Here is a 21271-nt window from a genome sequence, read left to right as displayed (position 1 = left end):
TCAGGGATTGCACGTTCTCGGGATTACTTGGTAATTCGGATTTCTTTGGTAGTACTGTCCCATTCAACGTTATAACCAATCAGCTCCGATATATTTCGCAGCGGCAGCAGCACCTTATTCGCGACCAGTTTAGATGCGGTTATGGTTAAGGCCTCTCCGTTCACATCGACGGTTGTCGATTGGATCGTATGGGTAAGCGTTCGATCGCCGATGACAGCCGTCACCGTCTTCGTTGCATCATCCCAGGTTACCTCCGCTCCCAACAGCTCAAACACTTCCCTCATCGGAATAAATACGCGTGAATCGGCAATAAACATAGCATTTTCTAAATCCTTCGGTTCTCCGTTAACGAGCAGCTTCCCCTCATAATTCTTCATGACCGGGTAACCATGAGCTTCAGCAATTTCGGTTAACGTATGCTCCGAACTGGTTATAACAACGAGCGTTCCGATTTCAATTTGCGGAAATAACCAGTGAATCTCATCATTCTTCATCCGAATGCAGCCTGCGCTGACGTATTTGCCAATCGATTTGCTGTTATTATTGCCGTGTATCGCATAGGTGGTGCCTTCTGTGCCGTCCACCTCCAGCCCTAACCAACGGTCACCAAGCGGATTCCGAGGGTCGCCTCCGGGAATTTTTTCTTTGTAATAAGGCCTGTTTTTGATTTTGTTAACGATCGGGAAGCTTCCTTCCGGTGTTAACGTACTTGTTCTGCCAGTCGCGACGGAGAAGGTTTTAATCAGCTCTCCGTTATTGAAGTACGCTAATTTATTCGTGCTTTTATTTATTACAATCAATTGGTTATTACTTGCTTCAGCACTTGCGGAGGCAAGTGGGAAAACACTCAGCAGCAGTGAAACTATGAAAGTGAGGACAACGATTCTCAAACCATTCCGACCCAAGACAGATAACCCCCCGTTCCATACTTGTATACTTTTTCAATACATAAATAGGAGGACTAGCTCCATATTCAAATATTGATATACATATCAATGTATGAACGGGGTTCCCTATGCACCACTGCTTTTTTCTAATCTTTAGTGGAACTTTAGTATAGCTAACCCATTGAGGATGAGATTACGAATGGAAGCTACTTTGCAAAGGTCATTCAATTCTTGCTGCAGGGGGAGCTCCAGTGCTTGCAATTCCTGGCTGGCGACGGCCAATTCGAGCATTTCCAATCGCAATAACCAGTCGTTCGGATACGTTTGGATGAGCTCGTTGTGGATCTCAGTGAGTGCTTGGAGGGAATGGTCTGTGAAGCTGTCCGACTCTCTTATTGCTGCTACTTGTTGATAGAGGGTTTCAAGCTCGTTAAGTGGTGCGGGGGGCCCCGGCTCTACTACGGTTTCATGTAAGAGAGGTACTGTTGCGCTGTAGTAGGCTGCTGGGTCAGCGGCACCGGGATATGCGGAGATGATACGCGAACCTACCGCCATATCGTATGTGCCCCATTCTTTCTTAAAGAGCACTTTACTGTTCCAAGTGACCGAACAGTCCTCGAAGGATAGAAGCATGACTTGTTGATCGTTTTTGAGTATGCTCTGGATCCGTCCGGAAACACGAACGCCGCTTTCGAAAACCAGCTCCGTTTGATTTCCTTGAAGCACGCCTAACCCGGTAAGCGTTTGATCATCGCAGTCTTCCAATGCAATCCCGCCTTGCAGCTTGCCAATGGGAGTGCCATATCCTGTCGCATGATAATGCTTGCCATGACCGCTTAATTGCTGATGATTCACGGACAATGCCGTTTCGCCTGTCGTGTTCACATAGACGGCCTCGCCGTTCGAGTCTTTCTCGATGCTATGGATGATCCCCGTAACACAAATGCCCGAGTTGAACGCAATCGTCGCCACATGACGCGAACGCAGCGCCTTCTCCAAGCTATCCGTGCCACCAACTCGAAATGCCATTGTGTTCGCCAATGCTTCAACGCCTTCTAATAATTCCTCGAAACTATGGCAAACGAAGAGGCGGGATTGCATCTCCGTTACGACCTTTGGGCTCGCGACACAAGCCTCAACGGAGTATGGCAGCTTCATTACCGCATCCGTGAAGCAATGTTTGCTCTCTCCTACGGATGACAGCAGACCGGCACCGTAGATTTTCGGATCATCCAGCTCCCCGATCAGACCGTATTCGACGGTTGCCCAGAAGAGTCGAGACACTTTCTCAGCTTCCGTTAATTCCGTAATCGCCTGTTGTTTCTCCTCTACCAGCTTCTGGGCAGCCGCTTTCTCTTCCGCTGTTGATTTGGGATCTTCCATGACGATCGTTAATAAGCGCAGCGCCTCGAAAGCCTCCCCTCTTTCTTTCATGGAGAAAGCCTTCGTACCTATGGACCCAATTGTTTGCACGTAAGCCCTATATTCAGGATCAAACAAGATCGGTGCATGGCCGGCAGCTTCGTGGATAATATCAGGAGCAGGGGTGTATTCGATGTTCGATAATTTACGAATTTCAGCTGCAATCGGCAATATTCCGTTCGCGAGCAGCTCGTAGAACACAGCACCGGGAATGAGCCCATTGACGATTACCGCACCCCATCCGATTTTGGCAAGGCATGCGTTCATCTCGGATACTCGGGGGATACTCTCCTTCTGAATACCGGACTTCAGCAGTCCGCTAACGAAAGCCGCATGGGCAGTATCTCGTAACGCATGATGATTCTGACGCATCACATAACGCCATACTGCGTGATCAATCGGCGTGTACTGATCGTAATCTTGCTCGGATATATAGGGGGACAAATGAGGCGGAATCATTCTCATGTCTTCCACTCCCTCTGCTGTTCGCGTGATCTATCTGGCTGCCGGCAATACCATCCCTGTTACCTCTCCGAAGCCGATTTTATATCCATCGCCTTGGCACCAGCCGGTCAGCGTAATCCGGTCGCCATCGGCAAGCCATGTGCGTTTCTCTTGGTTATTATTCAAGTGTAAAGGTTCTGTTCCCCGCCAAGTAAGCTCCAGCATGCATCCTCTTGATTCCTTCGCAGGACCGCTGATCGTACCGGAAGCGAGCAGATCCCCTGGTCGTAAATTACATCCGCCGACCGTATGATGTGCGACCTGCTGCTCAATCGTCCAATACAGATTGCTGTAATTGCTTGCGGAAATTCGTTCCCGGCTATCATTTGATGCGTGTTGCCAGTACACCTCTAATTGGATATCGAAGGAAGTCATTTTTCTATGCTGCAGATAGGGAAGCGGGTCGGGCTCTTGTTTAGAAGCTGCCGGGATACGAAAAGGTGCAATTGCCTCTATTGGAACAACCCAGGGGGAAATGGAGGTTGCGAAGTTTTTACCGAGGAAAGGGCCAAGCGGCTGGTACTCCCAAGCTTGAATGTCCCGAGCGCTCCAATCATTGACGAGCACAAGACCGAATAGATGCCGTTCCGCTTCGCCGATTGGGATCGGCTCCCCAAGCTTATTGCCGGTTCCAATTAACCAGCCCATCTCCAGTTCGAAATCCAGCTGGCTGCTCGGGCCGAATATTGGCACAGCGGAGTCCTGAGGTTTAATCTGTCCGCAGGGACGGCGAACATCCGTTCCGCTGATTACAATGGAGCTTGACCGGCCATGATAACCGACGGGAAGGTGAAGCCAATTCGGCATCAAAGCCTGTTCTTTGCCTCGGAATAAAGTACCGACATTAACAGCGTGTGCCTTGGATGCGTAGAAATCGGTATAATCACCGATTTCCGCAGGCAGCATCATCTCGACTTCACGTTGACGGTAAAATGCCGTCGATCGGAGCGGGAAGTTATCTCGAAGCGCAGGCTCATTCGAATCGAGTAACCTTGAGATGGTTGATCGAACCTCGCGCCATACATCACGCCCCATCGCCATGAACGCGTTGAGCGAGGGCCGGGCGAATACGCCTTTCCCGGATACTCGCGTATGGTCGAAGCAGCCGGCTTTATCTAATACCTCTAAATCCAGCACGTAGTCCCCTATAGCTACTCCGATTCGAGGCATACAGCCACGATGACGCAGTGGACGAAATACGCCATAGGGCAGATTTTGTATCGGAAAATGCGAATCCTCATCCACATTAATGAACGAACATGCCATAGAATGCGCTCCTTTATATCACGCGGAGATTGGCTATCGCTTCTAATGATTCCGGGTTTTCAAGTGCCGATAGATCTCCCGGATCCATCGCTAAATAGGCAGCTCGGATGACTCTGCGCATCACCTTCGCATTTCTTGTCTTAGGTAATGCGTCCACGATGTGAATCGCTGACGGTTTGAATGTTTTGCCAAGTTGGCTGGTCACCCACTCCAATAGTTCGGCCGTCAAAGCAGTCCTATCATCAGGAAGGACTAACGGATGATTCAGTACGACGAAGCAAACGGCGGTTTCTCCTTTAAGATCGTCCGGTACGCCAATCGCAGCGGCCTCCACCACGCGAGGATGCTCGACAAGCATGGATTCGATTTCGGTTGGTCCAAGCCGCTTGCCAGCCACATTCAAGGTGTCATCGGAACGTCCGGTGATCGTCCAGAATCCATCTTCGTCCAGCTCGACCCAATCACCGTGCACCCATATTTCAGGCCATCGCGACCAATAGGTTTTCTCGTAGCGTTCCGGTTCTTGCCAGAAACCGCTTGCCATTCCGACCCAAGCGTTCCTGAGCACCAGTTCCCCGACCTCACCGCGAACGGGCTTTCCTTCTTGTGAAAATACATCCGCATGCATGCCGGGAATCGCCGTGTTAAAGCTGGCCGGGGCGATTGCCTTCAGCAGCACATTTCCCAGAATGCCTCCTGATATTTCGGTGCCACCCGAGTAATTAACAATGGGGATTCTGTCTAGGCCGACTTCATGGAACAGCCATTGCCACGGCTCGGGATTCCAAGGTTCGCCTGACGAACCGATTACCTTTAGCGATGTCAGATCGCTTTCCCTATAACACGCATCGCCATGTTTCATCAAGCTGCGAATCAGCGTTGGCGATACGCCGAGATGGGTCACTTTATGCTTGTTAACGAGGTTAAATATACGACTCGGACCGGGATAATCGGGTGCCCCTTCGTACAACACCATCGTACCGCCGCTTAACAAGGTGCCATACACCATGAAGGGTCCCATCATCCAGCCCATATCCGTGATCCATAGCATCGTGTCGCCTTGCTGAAAATCCATCACGTAACCGGCATCGAATCCGGCTTTGATCGGAAATCCGCTGTGCGTATGAACAATTCCTTTAGGTAATCCGGTAGTTCCGGAGGTGTAGAGAAGCATCAACGGATCGTTGCTGTTCATCGGCACAGCTGGAAATGGTTTTGAAGCTTCACCATTTTCACCGTCCCTGAGCTCCAACCAGTCGACATCACGTCCTTGCCGCCAAGTGATCGGATTGCCCAACCGCCGAACAACGACCGTTAAAACAATAGGAACCGCTGCATCGGCTGCTTTGTCAGCCTCTTCCTTCATGGGAATCGGTTTGCCGCGCCGATAATAGCCGTCAGCAGTGATCAGAACTGTACATCCGGCTCCTTCCATTCGTTTAGCAGCTGCTTCAGCGCTATAACCCGAATAGATAGGTACAGCCACAGCGCCTAGTTTGGCTACGGCAAGCATTGCTATCACGGTTTCCGGAATCATAGGCATATAAAGTGCAACACGTTGACCCGGACTTATACCCAATTGCCGCCTTAATCCATGCGCTGCTCGATTCACCTGCTCATTAAGCTCGATATAGGTGAAGGTCCGGGTTTGATGATCCTCGCCTTCCCAGATGATTGCGTTCCTGCCGGCTGCGGCGGGGTCCATTAACCATTTGTCGACTGCATTTGATGCGATGTTCAACTGACCCAGCTTAAACCAGGATGGCCATTGAATGCCCGCTGTAAGATCAACAACCTGCTCGTAAGGACTTGCCCATTCGATCCCCATATCTTGCGCGACCGCATGCCAGAACCAACTGATGTCCTCAATCGATTTGCGATAGAAAGCCTCATAATCGGTAAATCCATACTTGAGCATGAACTGATATAGACGTGTTTGTTCCAGCTCCGACTGCTTGGGGAACCACGCCGGTTGTTGCCGCATAGGCAGCATCTCCTTCAGTATCCGGCCGGACTAGGTGTCCGGTCGGACTACCCAGCTGTATACGTAATTCATATCCTCTGCCGACTGCAGATGCTCGACGACTTGCAGGGGACGAAACGTATCGATCATAACCGCCAGCTCATTGGTTTCCTTCTTGCCAATACTCTCTTCTACTTTGCCGGGATGCGGCCCGTGAGGGATGCCCGACGGATGCAGCGTCATCGAACCTTCTTCAATCCCTTTGCGGCTGCCAAAATTACCTTTCACATAATAAAGCACCTCATCGCTATCGACATTGCTGTGATAATATGGCGCAGGAATCGAATCGGGATGATAGTCATAAAGCCTCGGGCAGAACGAGCAAATGACGAACTGATTGCCTTCGAATGTTTGATGAATCGGAGGAGGCATATGGATCCGTCCCGTAATCGGTTCAAAATCACGTATATTCAAAATCCACGGATAGAGATAGCCGTCCCAGCCGACAACATCCAGGGGATGATGGGCGAAAATATGCGCATGCAGATAACCGCCTTTGCGAGTACGAACTTCAAATTCGCCTCTCTCCGTAAACGTTTCCAATTGCTCGGGGAGCCGTATATCCCGTTCGCAGTACGGGCTGTGCTCCAGCAGCTGACCTTGCTCATTGCGGTATCGTTTCGGTGTCGTTATCCAGCTGTTCGTTTCCACGATGAGAAGCTTCGTTTTGCCGGAATCCGGTACGACTCTGTAGATGGTTCCAATCGGAATTACAATGTAGTCCCCGGGCCGATAGCGCAAAGTGCCGAACATCGTTTCCACTTTGCCGAATCCTTTATGGACGAATATCAATTCATCGCCATCCCCATTGCGATAGAAGAAGTCCATCGCTTCAGTAGGATGCGCGACAGCGATTAAGATATCGTCGTTGCCGAACATATATTGCCTGCCGTAGATGGCATCTCCTTTCAAGATCAATCGATTGGTGCGAAAATGGCGGTGACGAAGCGCGCCTTGCGTCTCAAATTGCGGTCTGCTCGCTGACAGCAAGGATGCTTTCGTGATCTCGGTCGGCGGATGGTGATGATAGAGAATCGATTGGATGCCCGAGAACCCTTTGGTTCCCATCACTTGTTCACGGTACAGACTACCGTCAGGCTGACGAAATTGCGTATGTCGCTTCGGCGGAATCTCCCCCATCCGATGATAGAACGCCATATTCGTACTCCCCCTTCAGCTTCGGGCTGCTACTTCCTTTCCAGATCAAATGTGTCGGAAACCGCCCTCGTGTAGGTTTGCCCTGCCATTCTGCCGATCGGTCTTAACAATTCGCTGTTGATTTTGCCGCCTTCGAATAGTTCATCCCGCACATGAACGCAAACGACCCGGCCGATCACGAGACTGCCGGCGCCGGGCAGCTCGCCGAGAGTTACAATTTGATGTAACGTACATTCAAGCTGCACATCGCTTTCTTGTACTCGCGGCGGCAGAACGCTGTGGCTCGGTGCTTTCGTCAGTCCCGTATAAGTGAATTCATCCACCTCGGGTGGGAATTCGATCGCGCAGTCATTCATTTGTGCGGCGATTCTCTCTCCTACAATATTGATAACAAACTGCTTGGTCGCCTCTATATTGGCCAGCGTATCCTTCTTCTTCCCGTCCGAGCCTCTTATCATCGGCGCAAAACAAACCATCATCGGCTTCGCGCAGATGCCGGAGAAGAAGCTGAACGGAGCTAAATTACTATGGCCTTGAAGATCGACAGTGGAGACAAAAGCAATAGGACGCGGCAGAACGGAGCCGATCAGCAGCTTATAGGCGTCCCTCCACGGCAGCGTGGCAGGATCTACTTTCATCGCACCCACTCCTTCCGATTGTCGTAATTTCTTATAAATTCCCTCTTCGCGCTTGCTCCCGTTCGATCGACTCGAACAAGGCTTTAAAGTTGCCTTCTCCGAATCCAACGGCGCCTTTTCGCTGAATGATTTCGATAAATAATGTGGGACGATCCACAATCGGTTTCGTGAAAATTTGCAGCAAATAACCTTCATCGTCACGGTCGACAAGAATGTTCAACTCTTGGAGCTTTGCAATCTCTTCATCGATCGTACCTACTCGCTCTGTCAACATTTCATAATAGCTGTCCGGTGTGCTTAGAAACTCGATGCCGTTATCTCGCAATGCCGTTACCGTTGCAATGATGTCATTCGACAAAATCGCGATATGCTGGACGCCGGCACCATGATAATAATCGAGAAATTCTTGGATCTGGGATTTACGTTTACCGGTCGCGGGTTCGTTAATCGGAAACTTAATCCGTCCGCCGCCAAACATAACCTTCGACATGAGCGCCGAATATTCGGTAGAGATGTCCTTATCATCGAAATGAATCATTTGCTTAAAGCCCATGACCTTCTCGTAATACGACACCCATTCCTCCATTTGCTCCACATTGCCGACAACATGATCAATCCCGATTAATCCGGTCGATTGATGCGGGATGTTCAAGTCACAGGGCTCGTAATGAGGTAAAAACACGCCTTTATAATTGCTGCGATTAATTAATGTGTGGATGGTTTCCCCATACGTTCCAATGGCTGCCATCGTCACGGTTCCATTCGAATCCATAAGTTCCCGCGGCTCCAGAATGGGGATGCCGCCTCTCGCAACAGCGTCATGGTAAGCTTTCTCTACATCATCGATACGCATCGCGATGTCTTTCACGCCATCTCCGTGCTTTTTGACAAACTCTGCAATGGGATGCTCCGGCGTCAACGATCCACTGAGTACAAAACGCGCTTGATTCTGCTCCAGCAGATACGAGACCTTATTGGCTTCCCCTGTTTCTAATCCTGCGTAAGCCACCACCTTGAAACCGAACCCTTTGCTAAGATAATGCGCGGCTTGTTTTGCGTTGCCGACATAAATTTCGAGAAAGTCGATACCTCTGACCGGGAACAAATCCGATGATTGCGTATTGATCCGTCGTTGTTTTTTCATGATGTCTCACCCTTTTTCTCACGGCGCATGCCGTTTCCTCTTGCCGTTATCTTATTCAGCACCTGCGGACGTTGTCGAAGCAGCTATGCTAATATTTATTCAGCTTAAGGATGAACTATCCTAAACAATTTGGAAGTAAATGAAAAAGAGCCGCTTCATGGCAGCTCTTGAACGCAGTAGGATATGGAATTAGATCAAAACCGGAATATTAATGGTCGACATGGCTTGTTTCTTCTGATCGTCATTGACATGCGTATAAATCATCGTCGTTTCAATCGAGGAATGGCCGAGCAGTTCCTTTACAACCCGAATATCAACACCATTACGAAGCAGCATCGTCGCGAAAGTATGTCGCAATTTATGACAAGACAACTTCATATCGGTCAGCCCGGGTTTGTCCGCTTTGAAGGCCTTGAAGGTCTGCTCTGCGATCTTCTGAATCTGCCGAATGGACAATCTCTTCCCCTTCTGGGACACGAAGAAAGCTTCTTCTTTCTCCCGATAAGGGGAAATTCTCTCCTGCTCTACTTTATCCAGAATGGAGCTCAGCATTTCGGGTACGGGGATCTCGTTCCATTTTCTCCCTTTACCGAATACTTCGATCGTTCCCTTCGCTTTCTTAAAGTCTTTGAGATTTAACCGATGCACTTCTCCAACCCTTAGGCCACAATAGCTCATCAACAAGAAAATCGCTAGATTCCGATCGCGGTACCTGCCATCGACAAAAGCCAGACTTTGGACAAGCTCCTCTTCCTCCAAGTAGATCGGTTTCTTGTTCTTCTCTGTCTTGGATTTCTTCACTTCCATTGCCGGGTTCCTCGTTGCCATCTCGAAATCTATCAAGGCTACATAGAAGGAACGAATCGCCGAAAGCGTTCGGTTCCTCGTGCGATCGCCGGTAGAATCTTGCTTGGAAACCAAATAACCGATCACATCCATCTTTCCGGCTTTCTGGGCGGAGAGTCCATCTAGCGATTGGAGATAGGAATGCGCTTCTCTCTTATATTCTCTTTGCGTTGTTAACGTATAACCCGCTTGCTTCATCCATATATGAAAAGCACGCAGCTCTTCCTCGTATTGTTCATCCGTTTCATGGTTTCGGGGCATGCATTCACCTCTATCGTAGGCTGACTCCGATGACTTTTGTCGATCTGAGACGAAAGTGCGCAAAATATGTGTTTTGCGCACTTATTATAGCATGCTTTTGGGCCAACATGCATGAATTTGTCTCACTGCTGCCCGAAAATTCAACCTGCAAGCCTCAAACGGCTTGTTCGTTGCGCTTGCCGTGCTTATCTCATCGTGCTGTTCTTCCGGCGCAATGCTTTGGGTCCTGCGCTCCAATAAAGTGATGTAAAAGAAAGAAGAATCCGCTGAAACAGCGGATTCCTTCTTTCTTTATATTCGATTACAACGGTTGAATGGGATTGTCCTTCAAGATGTCTTCCACTTCTTGGTAGCCATCAAGGTAGGCAAAGTTATATCGGGCCGGAAGTGCGAACACGTATTTGTCATTGCGAGTTAGTTCGCTTGGTCCCACGGGCGCTGCGCCGATGAAAAATTTCTCCTGCTGAAGCGCGTTCCATTGATCGATCGTAAAGACATAAATAGGGATGTCCTGTCTTGGCTTGTCAGCTGTCCATTCGGGATGGCGGATGCCGATGGACGCGCCGCTTTCTACGGCCTTACCGTCTGTCGCATCCTGACCTGTCCATTTGTCCGTTACGATCGTGTACCCTTTCCAACTGTCCGGCAGCGTGAAACGGAAGCCATATTGGGTATTCTCATAGACGGCGGATTCCTGAACTTGATTCGCTTGTGCAACGATTGGTACTACCTGTTCAGCATGATTCGCTCTGTTTGCGGACACTATAGCCGGTACGGATACGGCGACAATAGCCACCAGCAGCAGCAGCGCTGCGATTCCCTTGTTTTTCTTTTTCATGTTCATTTCCTCCTCAAAAGCTTTTCGTTTTATAAGGCCTCTGTGTCGCTATAGGGTTAAATCTGGATACTTAAAATTATATTTTTTGGATACTTGAACTCAAAAACGATTAAGCCGGTTAAGACTAGCTTGGCGGCTAATTTATACGATTGTTTCGATTTGTTCAACACATAGAATTTCACCTCTTATTTTATTGGAGATAAGCGACGGTTGGCTTACAACCTCATAATACCCAGACTAGCCTCGAAAGGAATAACAGAACGGTAACGAAACAGTTACAAGTAGGTAACGAAAGATTTTACCAAGCGAGACAGGGCATGAGTGCATTGCGAACTTTGTCTGAGGGGGCCTCAATGAATCGTAGTCGGCCATTTCCGGCTGAGTGTCCTTCAGTCCTTGTCATTTGGTTTTGACAAGAACTTGATCTTATAAATGTGAAAAAGCCGCGATTTTCGCGGCCTTTAATGAGATAGTGTTTATCCGACAATATAATTTTGAGATCTTATAGGCTTTACTTTGACGAAGCAAAGCAGAACTATAAGGCAACTCTTTTCGTTGCAACTTCTTCTTGGAATGTCTGGTCATGCTCAACAAAAATCATGGTTGGATTAAAGCTTTTTATAAGCTCTTCGATTTGCATTCGCGAATAAACATCAATAAAGTTTAGTGGTTCATCCCAAATATATAAATGAGCTTTTTCACATAGACTTTTAGCGATAAGCAACTTTTTCTTTTGTCCGCCGGAGTAGTGGGAGATATCCTTTTCAAACTGGATACGGTCAAAATCCAACTTGCGTAAAATGGATTTAAAGATCGGTTCATCAATCTGATTTTCTTCAATAAAGTCTGATAACTTTCCCTTTAAATGAGAGGTATCTTGCTGTACATAAGATACGACAAGGCCAGAACTAACGTTCAAAGTACCTGTATAGTGGAGTGGATACCCTAAAATTAGTTTTAAAATACTGCTTTTTCCACTCCCATTCCGTCCATCAAGCAATACCCGGTCCCCAGCCTTAACGGTAAAACTTATTGGCGTATTCACCAAATCATTATCATACCGAACAGCCACGTCCGTTAACTGAATCAGTTCTTTCGATTTGTATTCTAGAGGCGCTAATTGTAATAACTCCGTTTTTTCCGCATTTTTAAGCAGTGTTGACTTTTCTTCAATCGCTTTATTCTGCCTTGTTTCCAGGTTCTTTGCACGTTTCATCATTTTTGCAGCTTTATGTCCTACGTACCCCTTGTCCAATTTAGAACCGGAATTCGTCGTGCCATTTTTGGAAGCCTCTACTTGATTCGACCAATTGGCAGAACGTTTTGAAGATTGTTGCAGCCTTCCGATGTCTTTTCGTAAACGCTCGTTTGTTTTTTCTTCATGTTCCTGCTGTCTATCGAAGTTCAGCTTCCAAGAAGAATAGTTGCCACTTTGAACTTCTATATCGGCTCTGTTTATCGACAAGATGTGGTCAACACAGCCATCCAAAAAGTTTCTATCATGTGAAATGAGAATGAATCCTTTTTTCTTTTTCAAATAATTCGAAACCATCTTTCGTGCGTGACTGTCCAGGTGATTGGTTGGTTCGTCAATTAATAAAAACTGCCCTTCATTCAAAAAAAGCGCAGCCAGCAAAACCTTCGTTTGTTCCCCGTTCGATAAAGTTTCGAAGGGTCTGTACATCGCTTCGGCATCGACATCTAAATAAGATATTTCCCGAAGCAACTCCCAATCCTCTGCCCGAGGACATATCTCTTCTAATATTTCATGCGTGTATCTGCTTTTATCCGATACAGGATATGGAAAATAATTAAATTCAACGGAAGAAATAATGGTTCCATTGTATTCATATTTTCCTAATAACAAATTGAAAAAAGTTGTCTTGCCTCGGCCGTTACGGCCAATAAAGCCCAGCTTCCAATCCGTATCGATTTGAAAGCTGACATCTTCAAAAATATTATCAAAGCTGCTTGGATATGAAAATGTCAGGTTTTGAACGTGAATCATGGACATGGTAAGTTCCTCCTTTTTATAACACATTTACTTTTTATAAAAAGTCGGTTCATACCCATCTCTTCTTAGTCGCTCCGCATAAGTTCAATGGATATTAACGACTTATACGGAGTAAATCATGTGTAATGACCGTGTCTGTGCTCATGTTACCTCTCCTTTTATACACTTTTCGATCCTGTTGTTTCTTGCGTTATTTGTTAAAATGCCCTTCAAAAACGCGGTGTCCTGCGCAACAATAGCATTTCTCCAATTAATAATAAAAAGCCACAAGAAAGTTACCTTCTTGTGGCTCAAACAAATATGACAAATCCAACCCCAAAGAGGGCCGGAATGAATATTTGGATTGAGTGAAAAGAATACGTAACTTCCTTGCTTATAAAGAATAAACCAGACCTGCTGAATTATTCTTTACGACATAAGCAAGAAATATTACATAATCCTTTTCACCTCCAATCGTTAAATTAGAATTCATCTTATCATAATTTTTTTCGCTTTTCAATCTTGAAAACGGCCGCCCTATGAATAGCCGCCGTTTCTTGGCATCGATGATAATTTCAGGTTTTCTGGCGATAACGCAATTATGTTCAAGTCAATATTAGATAATACTAAAACCGTAATAGGCAGCTGCCGCGAATAGAACAGTCCAGAAGGCAAGGCTCGTCGTCATCCAGAAGAGAACGTTTTTACGCGGAGCTTTGAAAATCATGGCGAACACGACTGCGACTTCCGTCCCGATCAATAGCGGACCGATTACGGCAAGGCCGGGCAATCCATACTTAACGAATACTTTATGAGCCTGTCTGCTCTTCTTGCTCTCCTGCTGTTGCCTTACCTCTGCAGGTTGTTTTTTGTTTCTCCATTCCTGCCATCTATGGAAGAGGGAGATCAACAGGGCTACGGTTATCCAGTTCCCTGTAAAAGCAAGAATAGTGGACCAAATCGGATTTAAACCAAGCGCTATAGCCAGCACGACAATCGCCGCAGACTCTACCCAGGGCAGCGCCGACAAGATGAATACCGCCAGGTAAGACCATTCTTTCAGATATTCCTCAAGCATTCGATAACCCCCATGTGATTTCGAGCTTTGATCAAACTCGTACCTATACAGTCATTTTAATCTACAAGCGGAAATTGTTAAATACCGGAATAAAGAACAGGATGCAGCAATAAATCATCACATTGTCAGCCTTGAAGGAGCTGTAGGCAGACCGATAGACGGTGAATCGTTCGGCTTCATCCAGTTTATCAAACAACTCGCGTTGCGTGTTTCTTGAACGCATCGAAATCGAACGATCCGGATACAGTTTGTTATAATGACGAAGGATGATGGACTGCAAAAGAACCGCTATGACGATAAATACAACAGCACTAAACAGGTTTACGCTCAGAAAGACTATTTGATCCTTGTCTTGAGCTTCCCTGCTCGCGAAGTAAGCCATGCAAAGCGCGAACCACAAAGAAGCTGAAATATAATTGAAGGCGCTGATCTTCATAAGGAAGCCAACCGCACGCTCACGTGCTGTCGGTCCTTCATCCGATTATAATCCCAAAGATAACATCGTAATCGTAATAGATCCCGGGGTTAAACGATAAATTGTCCGGATGCGGAATCGACTCGCTGGTCAGTAGGAAACCGCAAACCCCTCCAACGGCCATCATGAATACCAAATACAGCGCGCTGATTTTTTTCGATTTATTGTTCATTGTTCTCCCCATCCCCTTCCAGGAAAAATATGGACTCCACTTGTTCGTGAAAAACAGCCGAGATCTTCAAGACCAATACGATCGAAGGAGCGTAATCCCCTCTTTCGATTAAGGCAATCGTTTGTCTGGATGCCCCGATTAATTGGGCGAGATCGCCTTGCGACAAGCGATCGCGAGCCCTCAGCTCTCGGACGCGGTTGCGTAATTCACCCACTTCATCACCTCCACATTCGAATCATACATGATTATTGTCATTTTGTATATTATAACATACATTTTGACTATAAATGTTTACACACCCATAACGAAGCGAGGCTGCCGGATTGAATCCGACAGCCTCGCAATCGCCTATTTATTACCTAGACTTCACTTCTTTATACGGACTATTATGTCCTCCGTCTGCGCCAGCCGAACACACTGATGTGAACGATGGCTCTTGTCGACCAATGGGCCAGAATATGTAGGACAATAAAAACCACTACGAGTGGCTTGAACAAGATCCAGCTGCCAATCCATAATAGTAAGATTTGCCATGGCTTCATTTTGCGTAATAATTTATTAGGCCACATACAGATTCGATAAAGGAAATAGTGATGACGAAGCGATTCCAAATATTCATCCTGGTACTGCTTCTCATCGGGATTCAACCGGATCGCGCTGCGCATATAAGTCTCTTGCAGTTTATACTCATTACGGCTCGCAGCTGCCCATGCAAGATACATCAAGACGACAGGCTCTTCGGCTCCGTAACGGATTGCTTCACGGTCCAATCTCCTGGATTCAACCGCTTCACCAAGAAGAGCTTCGATATAACTGAGAACAGCCAAATATTGGGGATTCTCGGCATCCAGCTCAAGGGCCGTCACTATTTGAATCTTCGCTTCCTTAAACTTGCCCTTCTTGTTCAATTGATTGGCCGCTAAATAATAATAGTGGGATTCGTATGGGTTTATGCGCAGCGCTTCTTGGAGTGCCTTCTCAAAGGCTTTCTCATTACCGGTCTCATAATAAACCGAAACGCGCACATACCAGCCTAAATGATGTTCGGGATCCCGACTCAATGCTTCTTTCGCCCAATGCTGGGCTTTCTCATACTCCCCCATAAACGTAAAGATTTGAGCATATATGGCATACGGATCCGGATCATGCGGATCATCCCGCAGCAGTTTCTCCGTTTCAACCAATGCTTCCTTATATCGTTTCCAGGCAATCAGCTGATAGACGGCACTGTAGGCTGTAGAAGTTGCCGGACGTATAGTTCCTTCCATTGAACGATCCTCCCGATTATTCGGCTATTTGATACCATGCTTCTTCACGTAGTCCAGCACGATCTGGTAATCACCGTTCACATCGCTGAATGTGGCATAGTTTCTTGCGGTTGAGAACCATTCAATGGTTGTAGCCTTCCGTGCTTTCAGTGATTTACGGAGATCTTCCTGCATGATCGGCTGAATTTCACCCGTCTCAAACGTCCGCTCCATTGCGTAATCCACAGCATCCTTGACGACTTGTTCCAGATCCGCACCGGAGAACAACTTCGTTTCCGCTGCCAGCTTGGACAAGTTCAGTGAGGCTGTTGGCTTATCCGCAAGCTTCAGTTTCAGGATAGCACTCCGCTCTTCCTCCTCCGGCGGCGGAACGAATACCAGGTGGTTGAACCGCCCCGGTCTCCGCAAAGCAGAATCCAGATACCATGGCGTATTCGTTGCACCAATGACAAACACCTGATCATTGCCGGCTTGTAATCCGTCGAGCTCGGTCAACAGCTGATTGACGAGCATGCGCTCATGATGCTGCCTCATCTGATGCCGGCTTCCGCCCATGGCATCCAGTTCATCGATAAAGATAACGCATGGCTTATTTTCACGCGCTTTCTGAAATACATCATGTAAATTATGCTCACTTTGTCCCACATACATGGACAGAATAGCCTGCAACTCGATATGAATAAAATTCGCATCAATCTCACCGGCAACCGCACGCGCGAGGAAAGTCTTCCCGCATCCGGGAGGGCCAAACAACAGTAGACTTCCGCCTGCTTGTTTGCCATAGGCTTTGAAAATTTCCGGCTGCTTCAGAGGGAGAATGAAGTTCATCCGAATCTTCTTCTTCACATCTTCAAGACCACCGACATCTTCAAAGGTTTCCTTCGGTTTATCTGATTCAATGATGGATTGGTCATCCTGGTTGAATTGAATAAGCTTCAACTTATTCTTTCGTCTTTCCGATAATTCGTCATGATCTGACAATTGGATTCCCTCCTTAACACTCTTTATGAAAATAGTAGCATATTATCCTTTCTTTTTCCCCTAGTACTTTTGTGGTAGAATATAAGTTCTGAATGATAGTAAGAGGAGCGATTCATAGCATGGAAACGAATGTCCCGACGTCGGCAAACCGATCTCTCGAGAGAACTTCCCGCAAATCAAAGCCATCTGTCCCTATGTTTCTTGCAGCCTGGGTGCTGTTGATCAGCTGTGGCATAGTAGGCGCAGTCTGGTATACCGGTCAAGTGAAGGACAAATTGACACAAGACATAAGCGTTCAAACGGCGCAGCAAATTACGACAATGCAGCAAAATTACGATGCGCAGCTGAAGCAGATGCAGGCCGATTTTTCAGGCGAACTGAATAAGGTGCAAGGCAAAGTTGACGCGCTTAACGAACTTTTGGAGTTTACTAAAGATAATACGAATTCAAAAACCGACAATAGCAATAAACTGTTCACGCAGCTGAATGAGGTTAAGAAAAAACTGGCCGAACTGCAGAAAAGTTTGGATGTGCTGAAATGACGTTGAATATCAAGCAAATCAACCGTTTCTTTCTTATGGCATGCGCCCCGTTCATCGGGCTAATCATTTGGCTGATGGTTTCGGAACTGTCTATCACACTTCCGGACAGTTCGTATCCGAAGCATGCATTAACGCATGCAACCGTGCCGGCGGATACCGCGAAGCTGACAGCCGGTTTGGACCAAGCGAAGAAGACGGCACTCGTCACTGCGAAGTCACTCAAGAAATCAATTCAGCTTTATACCACTACGAACAGAAACATGGATGCCATCGTCTCCATCGCCGTCTCACAGACAAACAGGCCATATCGCATCTATGACCGCCGCATTACGCGGAAGATCGGTGCACCGACGCAGCAGATTGAGTCTGATAACGTTCGTGCGCAGCTTTTTGTGATTCATGCGCAGCACTTTAACGGCTATGCGCTGAAGGTCAAGCTAAAATCGCCCAAAGCGATGAAAATGGTGCTCGGTCAAGACAAGAACGGCGGAGCTGAAACAACGCTCGCTGCCGTTGATCGATACAATGCCATTGCCGGCGTTAATGCCGGCGGCTTCGCAGATGATGGCAACAAGCGTTATCCGCTCGGCACCACTGTGATGAACGGCAACTATTTGAATGGCTTTGCTCCGTCATATAAGGATTTGTTCTTCGTTGGGCTTAACGATAAGCTGGAGCTGATCGGTGGCAAATATAGGAGCAAATCTCACCTGGACAGTGAGAATCCAAGATTCGGCGCTTCATTTGTACCGGTCCTCTTGCATAACGGCAATGCCCTTCCGATTCCTGACAAGTGGCGGACCAGCCCCTTACGTGCGCCACGGACTATAATCGCCAATTATAAAGACAATCAGCTTCTCTTCCTCGTTATCGACGGGCGCAACGAGAATGGCAGCTCTGGCGCGACACTTCAGGAATCACAGCTGTTACTTCAGCGATTCGGCGCGATCGATGGCTATAACCTTGACGGTGGCGGGTCGTCATCTCTCGTCTTTAATGGCCGCGTCGTAAATCACCCGTCGGACGGACAACTTCGACCGGTACCGACCCATTTCCTATTTTTCAAATAAAGTTCCTTATGGAAATCAAACAGGCTGCCGCGAGGCAGCCTGTTTTGTTTACAAGTGGATAAACTCCCTCTTATTTACCTCGTTATAATTCGAAGAAAGTTACTGAATCCAAATTCTCTTGTTCATCAAAATGGAAAGCTCGCTTGACATTGCATTCAATTCACGGTAAGCTTCTCATATGGAAAGTTAGCTTTCCGTAAGGAGGGTCGACGCATTGAACAACCGTTTAGAAGAAATCCGCAAACAACGCGGAATTAAGCAAGAAGAATTAGCTGCGGCTCTTGAAGTGTCCAGGCAAACGATCGGTTCGCTGGAAAACGGACGCTATAACCCCTCGATCCTGTTAGCGTTCAAGATTGCTCGCTTTTTCGGTATGAGTATCGAAGAAATCTTTATTTATGAGGAGGAAGAGAACGTATGAACAAAACGCTTTCGTATTATTTCCTTACCGTTGCAGGCATAGGACTGCTAGCTTGCGGTGTTTATTTCATCAAAACAATTGAAGATCCGCAAGGTGTGCTGCGAGCGTTGCCATATATCTGTGTTGGACTTGGCTGTGGCTTATTTGGTCTCGGTGTGGGAGAAATCATCCTCCGAAGCGCAATGAAAAAGGATCCCACAGCAGCAAAGCAGCTGGAGATTGACCGGAATGATGAGCGAAATTTGGCAATCGCCAATCGGGCAAAAGCGAAAGCTTATGACATGATGGTTTTTGTGTTCGGAGCTTTAATTACGGCAGTTGCTTTGATGGGTATTGATATAATCGTGGTATTGCTGCTGGTATTCACCTTTTTGTTTATACTTGTTTATTGCTCTTATTACCGTTTCAAGTACTATAAAGAAATGTAATGCACTAATATTTTTGTACTTCTTTAGGAGTAATCATAAAATTACTCCTTTTCATGCCAGTGTTGAGACAAATTCGCCTTCTACCGCCACATTCTCTGTACGCCTACCAGCACTTCCCCATCGAATTCCATGATGTAAATATCAGGCTTTGAGGTCTGTAACAGAAACTCGTAATTATATTGACTGTCAAAATACCGCATCATTAACGTCATAACCATGCCATGCGTGCCGATAACGATTTTCTGACCCCTAAAGTTCACAAGAATTTCCGCTACTACCTTAACAGCACGATCCATGCACGCTTTAATCGTTTCGCTGCCGGGCAACGAGAGATCAGGGTCGCGGAACATCTTCTCCACAAATAGATAAAAATCCTTATCGGTCATAGTGCCATCAGCGCTCGAGAACGTCATTTCACGCAAATCTTCGAATAGAATGATTTCTTTACCGCAGCTGCTGGCTAGTTCCTCGATTGTCAGCACCGCTCGCCGATAGGGGCTGGATATAAAAGTATCAATGCCTTCTTCTTTGAGCATTTCGGTTATTTTTCGCGAATCAGTCCAACCTTTGCCCGTGAGCCCTCGTGTTCGCTCATTGGGATCGGACTTTGGCGATTCCGCATGTCTTACCATGTAAATATAAGTTCTCATAGGACCTCCTGCCGTGAGTCAATTCAAGTATGGATTGATTCGAATTACTCCTAACTATTCGTTCATGAAGATGCTCTTTCCTTTACTTGTAAGTTCCGTGGAAAATAAAAAGAAAAGCGAATCATCGCTTCTCTTCTCTACTTCAAAGGATCACATGTGGCCGATGCAGATACGCATTCATATCAAAATAGCTGCACAGACTAAACCGTTTGTAGAACGTTTCATCCATCGCGAGTGTATCTTCGAAGCCAACAAGCACAGGCGAATCACCGGCAGGCAAATGAGCATTATGCGCGTATTCTTCTCGAGAGTCAAGCTTATTTGCGTTTGCGAACTCGGCTGCTGCTTCAAGAAGTTTGCCTTGTCGCCACAGGATGATGCCCAGCGTGCTGCGAGCAAGAGCCCAATCGGGCTTTAGTCGCACGGCCTCCCTCGCATCCGCTTCCCGGTGATCAAGATAATGACCGCCTTGCCGGAGCGCGCATAGCGCAACGTCGAGATGTGACTGGGAGGCATGGTCCTGTTTGTTATAATCAAACCCGGCCGGATCATCGAACACCTCATATTTAATAGCACCTTCCCAGTAATATTGCACATTGCTGAGGTTTTTGAGTTCCCAATGCGTGAGCACTTGAAGCTCCGGCGAGGAAGGTACTGCGCTTAGCGAGAGATGACCGAGCGGGTGGCGAATGAACTGCCGCCGCTCGAATATAATCGTATCGCTCTGCAGCGAAACAAACCAATTATGAGACGGATTAGGTCCCAGCAGCAGCTCGAAGATTTTCTGCGGCGTTTCGATAAACCCACGCTCGGCGACTCGCATCATTTCTTCACAAGCGTCTAGGGGAGAGTTGGTATGTTCGAACACTTGGCGAGAAAGCGCAAAATCGAAGCTCTTATCTTGGAAAGGCAATTTCTCCGCGAAACATTCCACATAATCAAAACGAGTATCAATCCCGGCCCAGGAACGATGAGCGTTATGGGTTAGGAAAGGCTCTGTCACCGTATTCGCGCGAGAGAACGGATTGGAGCCGCCGCCAATATCGAGAACTGTCTCACCCGGCTGAATATCAAGCATTTGTGTCAGAAGTTCATCATTTAGTACCGGATACACGTTGCCGAAAGAATTCTTAAGGGGGATATTGCGCGTGTATGCGCCCAGGTTCAAGTGCAGTAGTTTATTAAAATCCAATGGATGACCTCCTC

The 21271-nt window shown here is 47.2% G+C and carries 22 protein-coding genes; 4 read left to right on the top strand and 18 right to left on the bottom strand.

Annotated elements, in window-relative coordinates:
• Positions 1-23: 23 nt before the first annotated feature.
• The 16 genes from I8J30_RS15390 to I8J30_RS15315 all read right to left on the bottom strand — a co-directional run bounded on the left by I8J30_RS15390 (position 24) and on the right by I8J30_RS15315 (position 16954).
• Positions 24-800, bottom strand: a complete 777-nt coding sequence (locus tag I8J30_RS15390) for a L,D-transpeptidase family protein (protein WP_240548088.1) — start codon at positions 798-800, stop codon at positions 24-26.
• A 240-nt stretch (positions 801-1040) separates the two neighbouring features.
• On the bottom strand, positions 1041-2774 hold the full coding sequence (locus I8J30_RS15385) for an aromatic amino acid hydroxylase (RefSeq protein ID WP_210659092.1): 1734 nt from the start codon (positions 2772-2774) through the stop codon (positions 1041-1043).
• Positions 2775-2804: 30 nt separating this feature from the next.
• Positions 2805-4079, bottom strand: coding sequence for a fumarylacetoacetase (gene fahA / locus I8J30_RS15380; protein WP_210659090.1), 1275 nt, complete (start codon positions 4077-4079; stop codon positions 2805-2807).
• Between the two features lie 13 nt (positions 4080-4092).
• Positions 4093-6063 carry an AMP-binding protein gene (locus I8J30_RS15375; RefSeq protein ID WP_210659089.1) on the bottom strand — a complete coding sequence of 657 codons (1971 nt, stop codon included), beginning with the start codon at positions 6061-6063 and terminating at the stop codon, positions 4093-4095.
• 30 nt (positions 6064-6093) lie between these two features.
• The gene (locus I8J30_RS15370) at positions 6094-7260 is read right to left on the bottom strand and encodes a homogentisate 1,2-dioxygenase (RefSeq protein WP_210659087.1); all 1167 of its coding nucleotides are present in this window, start codon (positions 7258-7260) and stop codon (positions 6094-6096) included.
• Between the two features lie 29 nt (positions 7261-7289).
• Positions 7290-7898: a flavin reductase family protein gene (locus I8J30_RS15365; RefSeq protein ID WP_210659085.1), complete on the bottom strand. Its 609-nt coding sequence runs from the start codon at positions 7896-7898 to the stop codon at positions 7290-7292.
• Positions 7899-7929: 31 nt separating this feature from the next.
• Positions 7930-9042: a 4-hydroxyphenylpyruvate dioxygenase gene (hppD, locus tag I8J30_RS15360; RefSeq protein WP_210659083.1), complete on the bottom strand. Its 1113-nt coding sequence runs from the start codon at positions 9040-9042 to the stop codon at positions 7930-7932.
• A 189-nt stretch (positions 9043-9231) separates the two neighbouring features.
• The gene (locus tag I8J30_RS15355; RefSeq protein ID WP_210659081.1) at positions 9232-10149 is read right to left on the bottom strand and encodes a tyrosine-type recombinase/integrase; all 918 of its coding nucleotides are present in this window, start codon (positions 10147-10149) and stop codon (positions 9232-9234) included.
• Positions 10150-10450: 301 nt separating this feature from the next.
• Positions 10451-10987, bottom strand: a complete 537-nt coding sequence (locus I8J30_RS15350; protein ID WP_210659079.1) for a hypothetical protein — start codon at positions 10985-10987, stop codon at positions 10451-10453.
• Between the two features lie 535 nt (positions 10988-11522).
• The gene (locus I8J30_RS15345; RefSeq protein ID WP_210659077.1) at positions 11523-13001 is read right to left on the bottom strand and encodes an Lsa family ABC-F type ribosomal protection protein; all 1479 of its coding nucleotides are present in this window, start codon (positions 12999-13001) and stop codon (positions 11523-11525) included.
• 595 nt (positions 13002-13596) lie between these two features.
• The gene (locus tag I8J30_RS15340; RefSeq protein ID WP_210659075.1) at positions 13597-14058 is read right to left on the bottom strand and encodes a small multi-drug export protein; all 462 of its coding nucleotides are present in this window, start codon (positions 14056-14058) and stop codon (positions 13597-13599) included.
• Between the two features lie 61 nt (positions 14059-14119).
• On the bottom strand, positions 14120-14494 hold the full coding sequence (locus I8J30_RS15335) for a DUF3169 family protein (protein WP_210659073.1): 375 nt from the start codon (positions 14492-14494) through the stop codon (positions 14120-14122).
• Positions 14495-14531: 37 nt separating this feature from the next.
• Complete coding sequence (locus I8J30_RS15330; protein ID WP_210659072.1) at positions 14532-14705, bottom strand: hypothetical protein; 174 nt, start codon at positions 14703-14705, stop codon at positions 14532-14534.
• Positions 14695-14919, bottom strand: coding sequence for a helix-turn-helix transcriptional regulator (locus I8J30_RS15325; protein WP_210659070.1), 225 nt, complete (start codon positions 14917-14919; stop codon positions 14695-14697). Before I8J30_RS15325 ends, I8J30_RS15330 begins: the two co-directional genes overlap by 11 nt.
• 172 nt (positions 14920-15091) lie before the next feature.
• Positions 15092-15973: a tetratricopeptide repeat protein gene (locus I8J30_RS15320; RefSeq protein ID WP_210659068.1), complete on the bottom strand. Its 882-nt coding sequence runs from the start codon at positions 15971-15973 to the stop codon at positions 15092-15094.
• 24 nt (positions 15974-15997) lie between these two features.
• Positions 15998-16954 carry an ATP-binding protein gene (locus I8J30_RS15315; protein WP_210659066.1) on the bottom strand — a complete coding sequence of 319 codons (957 nt, stop codon included), beginning with the start codon at positions 16952-16954 and terminating at the stop codon, positions 15998-16000.
• Between the two features lie 119 nt (positions 16955-17073).
• Here I8J30_RS15315 and I8J30_RS15310 point away from each other — a divergent pair, with 119 nt between their 5' ends.
• The 4 genes from I8J30_RS15310 to I8J30_RS15295 all read left to right on the top strand — a co-directional run bounded on the left by I8J30_RS15310 (position 17074) and on the right by I8J30_RS15295 (position 19415).
• Entirely contained in the window at positions 17074-17496 is a 423-nt protein-coding gene (locus I8J30_RS15310) for a hypothetical protein (protein WP_210659065.1), read from the top strand.
• The gene (locus I8J30_RS15305) at positions 17493-18566 is read left to right on the top strand and encodes a phosphodiester glycosidase family protein (protein ID WP_210659063.1); all 1074 of its coding nucleotides are present in this window, start codon (positions 17493-17495) and stop codon (positions 18564-18566) included. Before I8J30_RS15310 ends, I8J30_RS15305 begins: the two co-directional genes overlap by 4 nt.
• Before the next feature lie 214 nt (positions 18567-18780).
• The gene (locus I8J30_RS15300) at positions 18781-18987 is read left to right on the top strand and encodes a helix-turn-helix transcriptional regulator (protein WP_210659061.1); all 207 of its coding nucleotides are present in this window, start codon (positions 18781-18783) and stop codon (positions 18985-18987) included.
• Positions 18984-19415 (top strand): hypothetical protein, encoded by a 432-nt coding sequence (locus tag I8J30_RS15295; RefSeq protein ID WP_210659059.1) that lies wholly within the window; start codon positions 18984-18986, stop codon positions 19413-19415. The genes I8J30_RS15300 and I8J30_RS15295 overlap by 4 nt, the downstream gene beginning before the upstream one ends.
• 80 nt (positions 19416-19495) lie before the next feature.
• Here I8J30_RS15295 and I8J30_RS15290 read toward each other — a convergent pair whose 3' ends face one another.
• Together I8J30_RS15290 and I8J30_RS15285 are read right to left on the bottom strand one after the other, a co-directional pair.
• Entirely contained in the window at positions 19496-20065 is a 570-nt protein-coding gene (locus I8J30_RS15290; RefSeq protein WP_210659058.1) for a histidine phosphatase family protein, read from the bottom strand.
• Between the two features lie 142 nt (positions 20066-20207).
• Positions 20208-21257 carry a class I SAM-dependent methyltransferase gene (locus tag I8J30_RS15285; protein ID WP_210659056.1) on the bottom strand — a complete coding sequence of 350 codons (1050 nt, stop codon included), beginning with the start codon at positions 21255-21257 and terminating at the stop codon, positions 20208-20210.
• Between the last annotated feature and the right edge of the window lie 14 nt (positions 21258-21271).

This window comes from Paenibacillus lignilyticus, assembly GCF_017942085.1.
In the GTDB taxonomy this organism is placed as follows: Bacteria; Bacillota; Bacilli; order Paenibacillales; family Paenibacillaceae; genus Paenibacillus_Z; species Paenibacillus_Z lignilyticus.
This window is presented reverse-complemented; position numbering and strand designations above follow the sequence as displayed.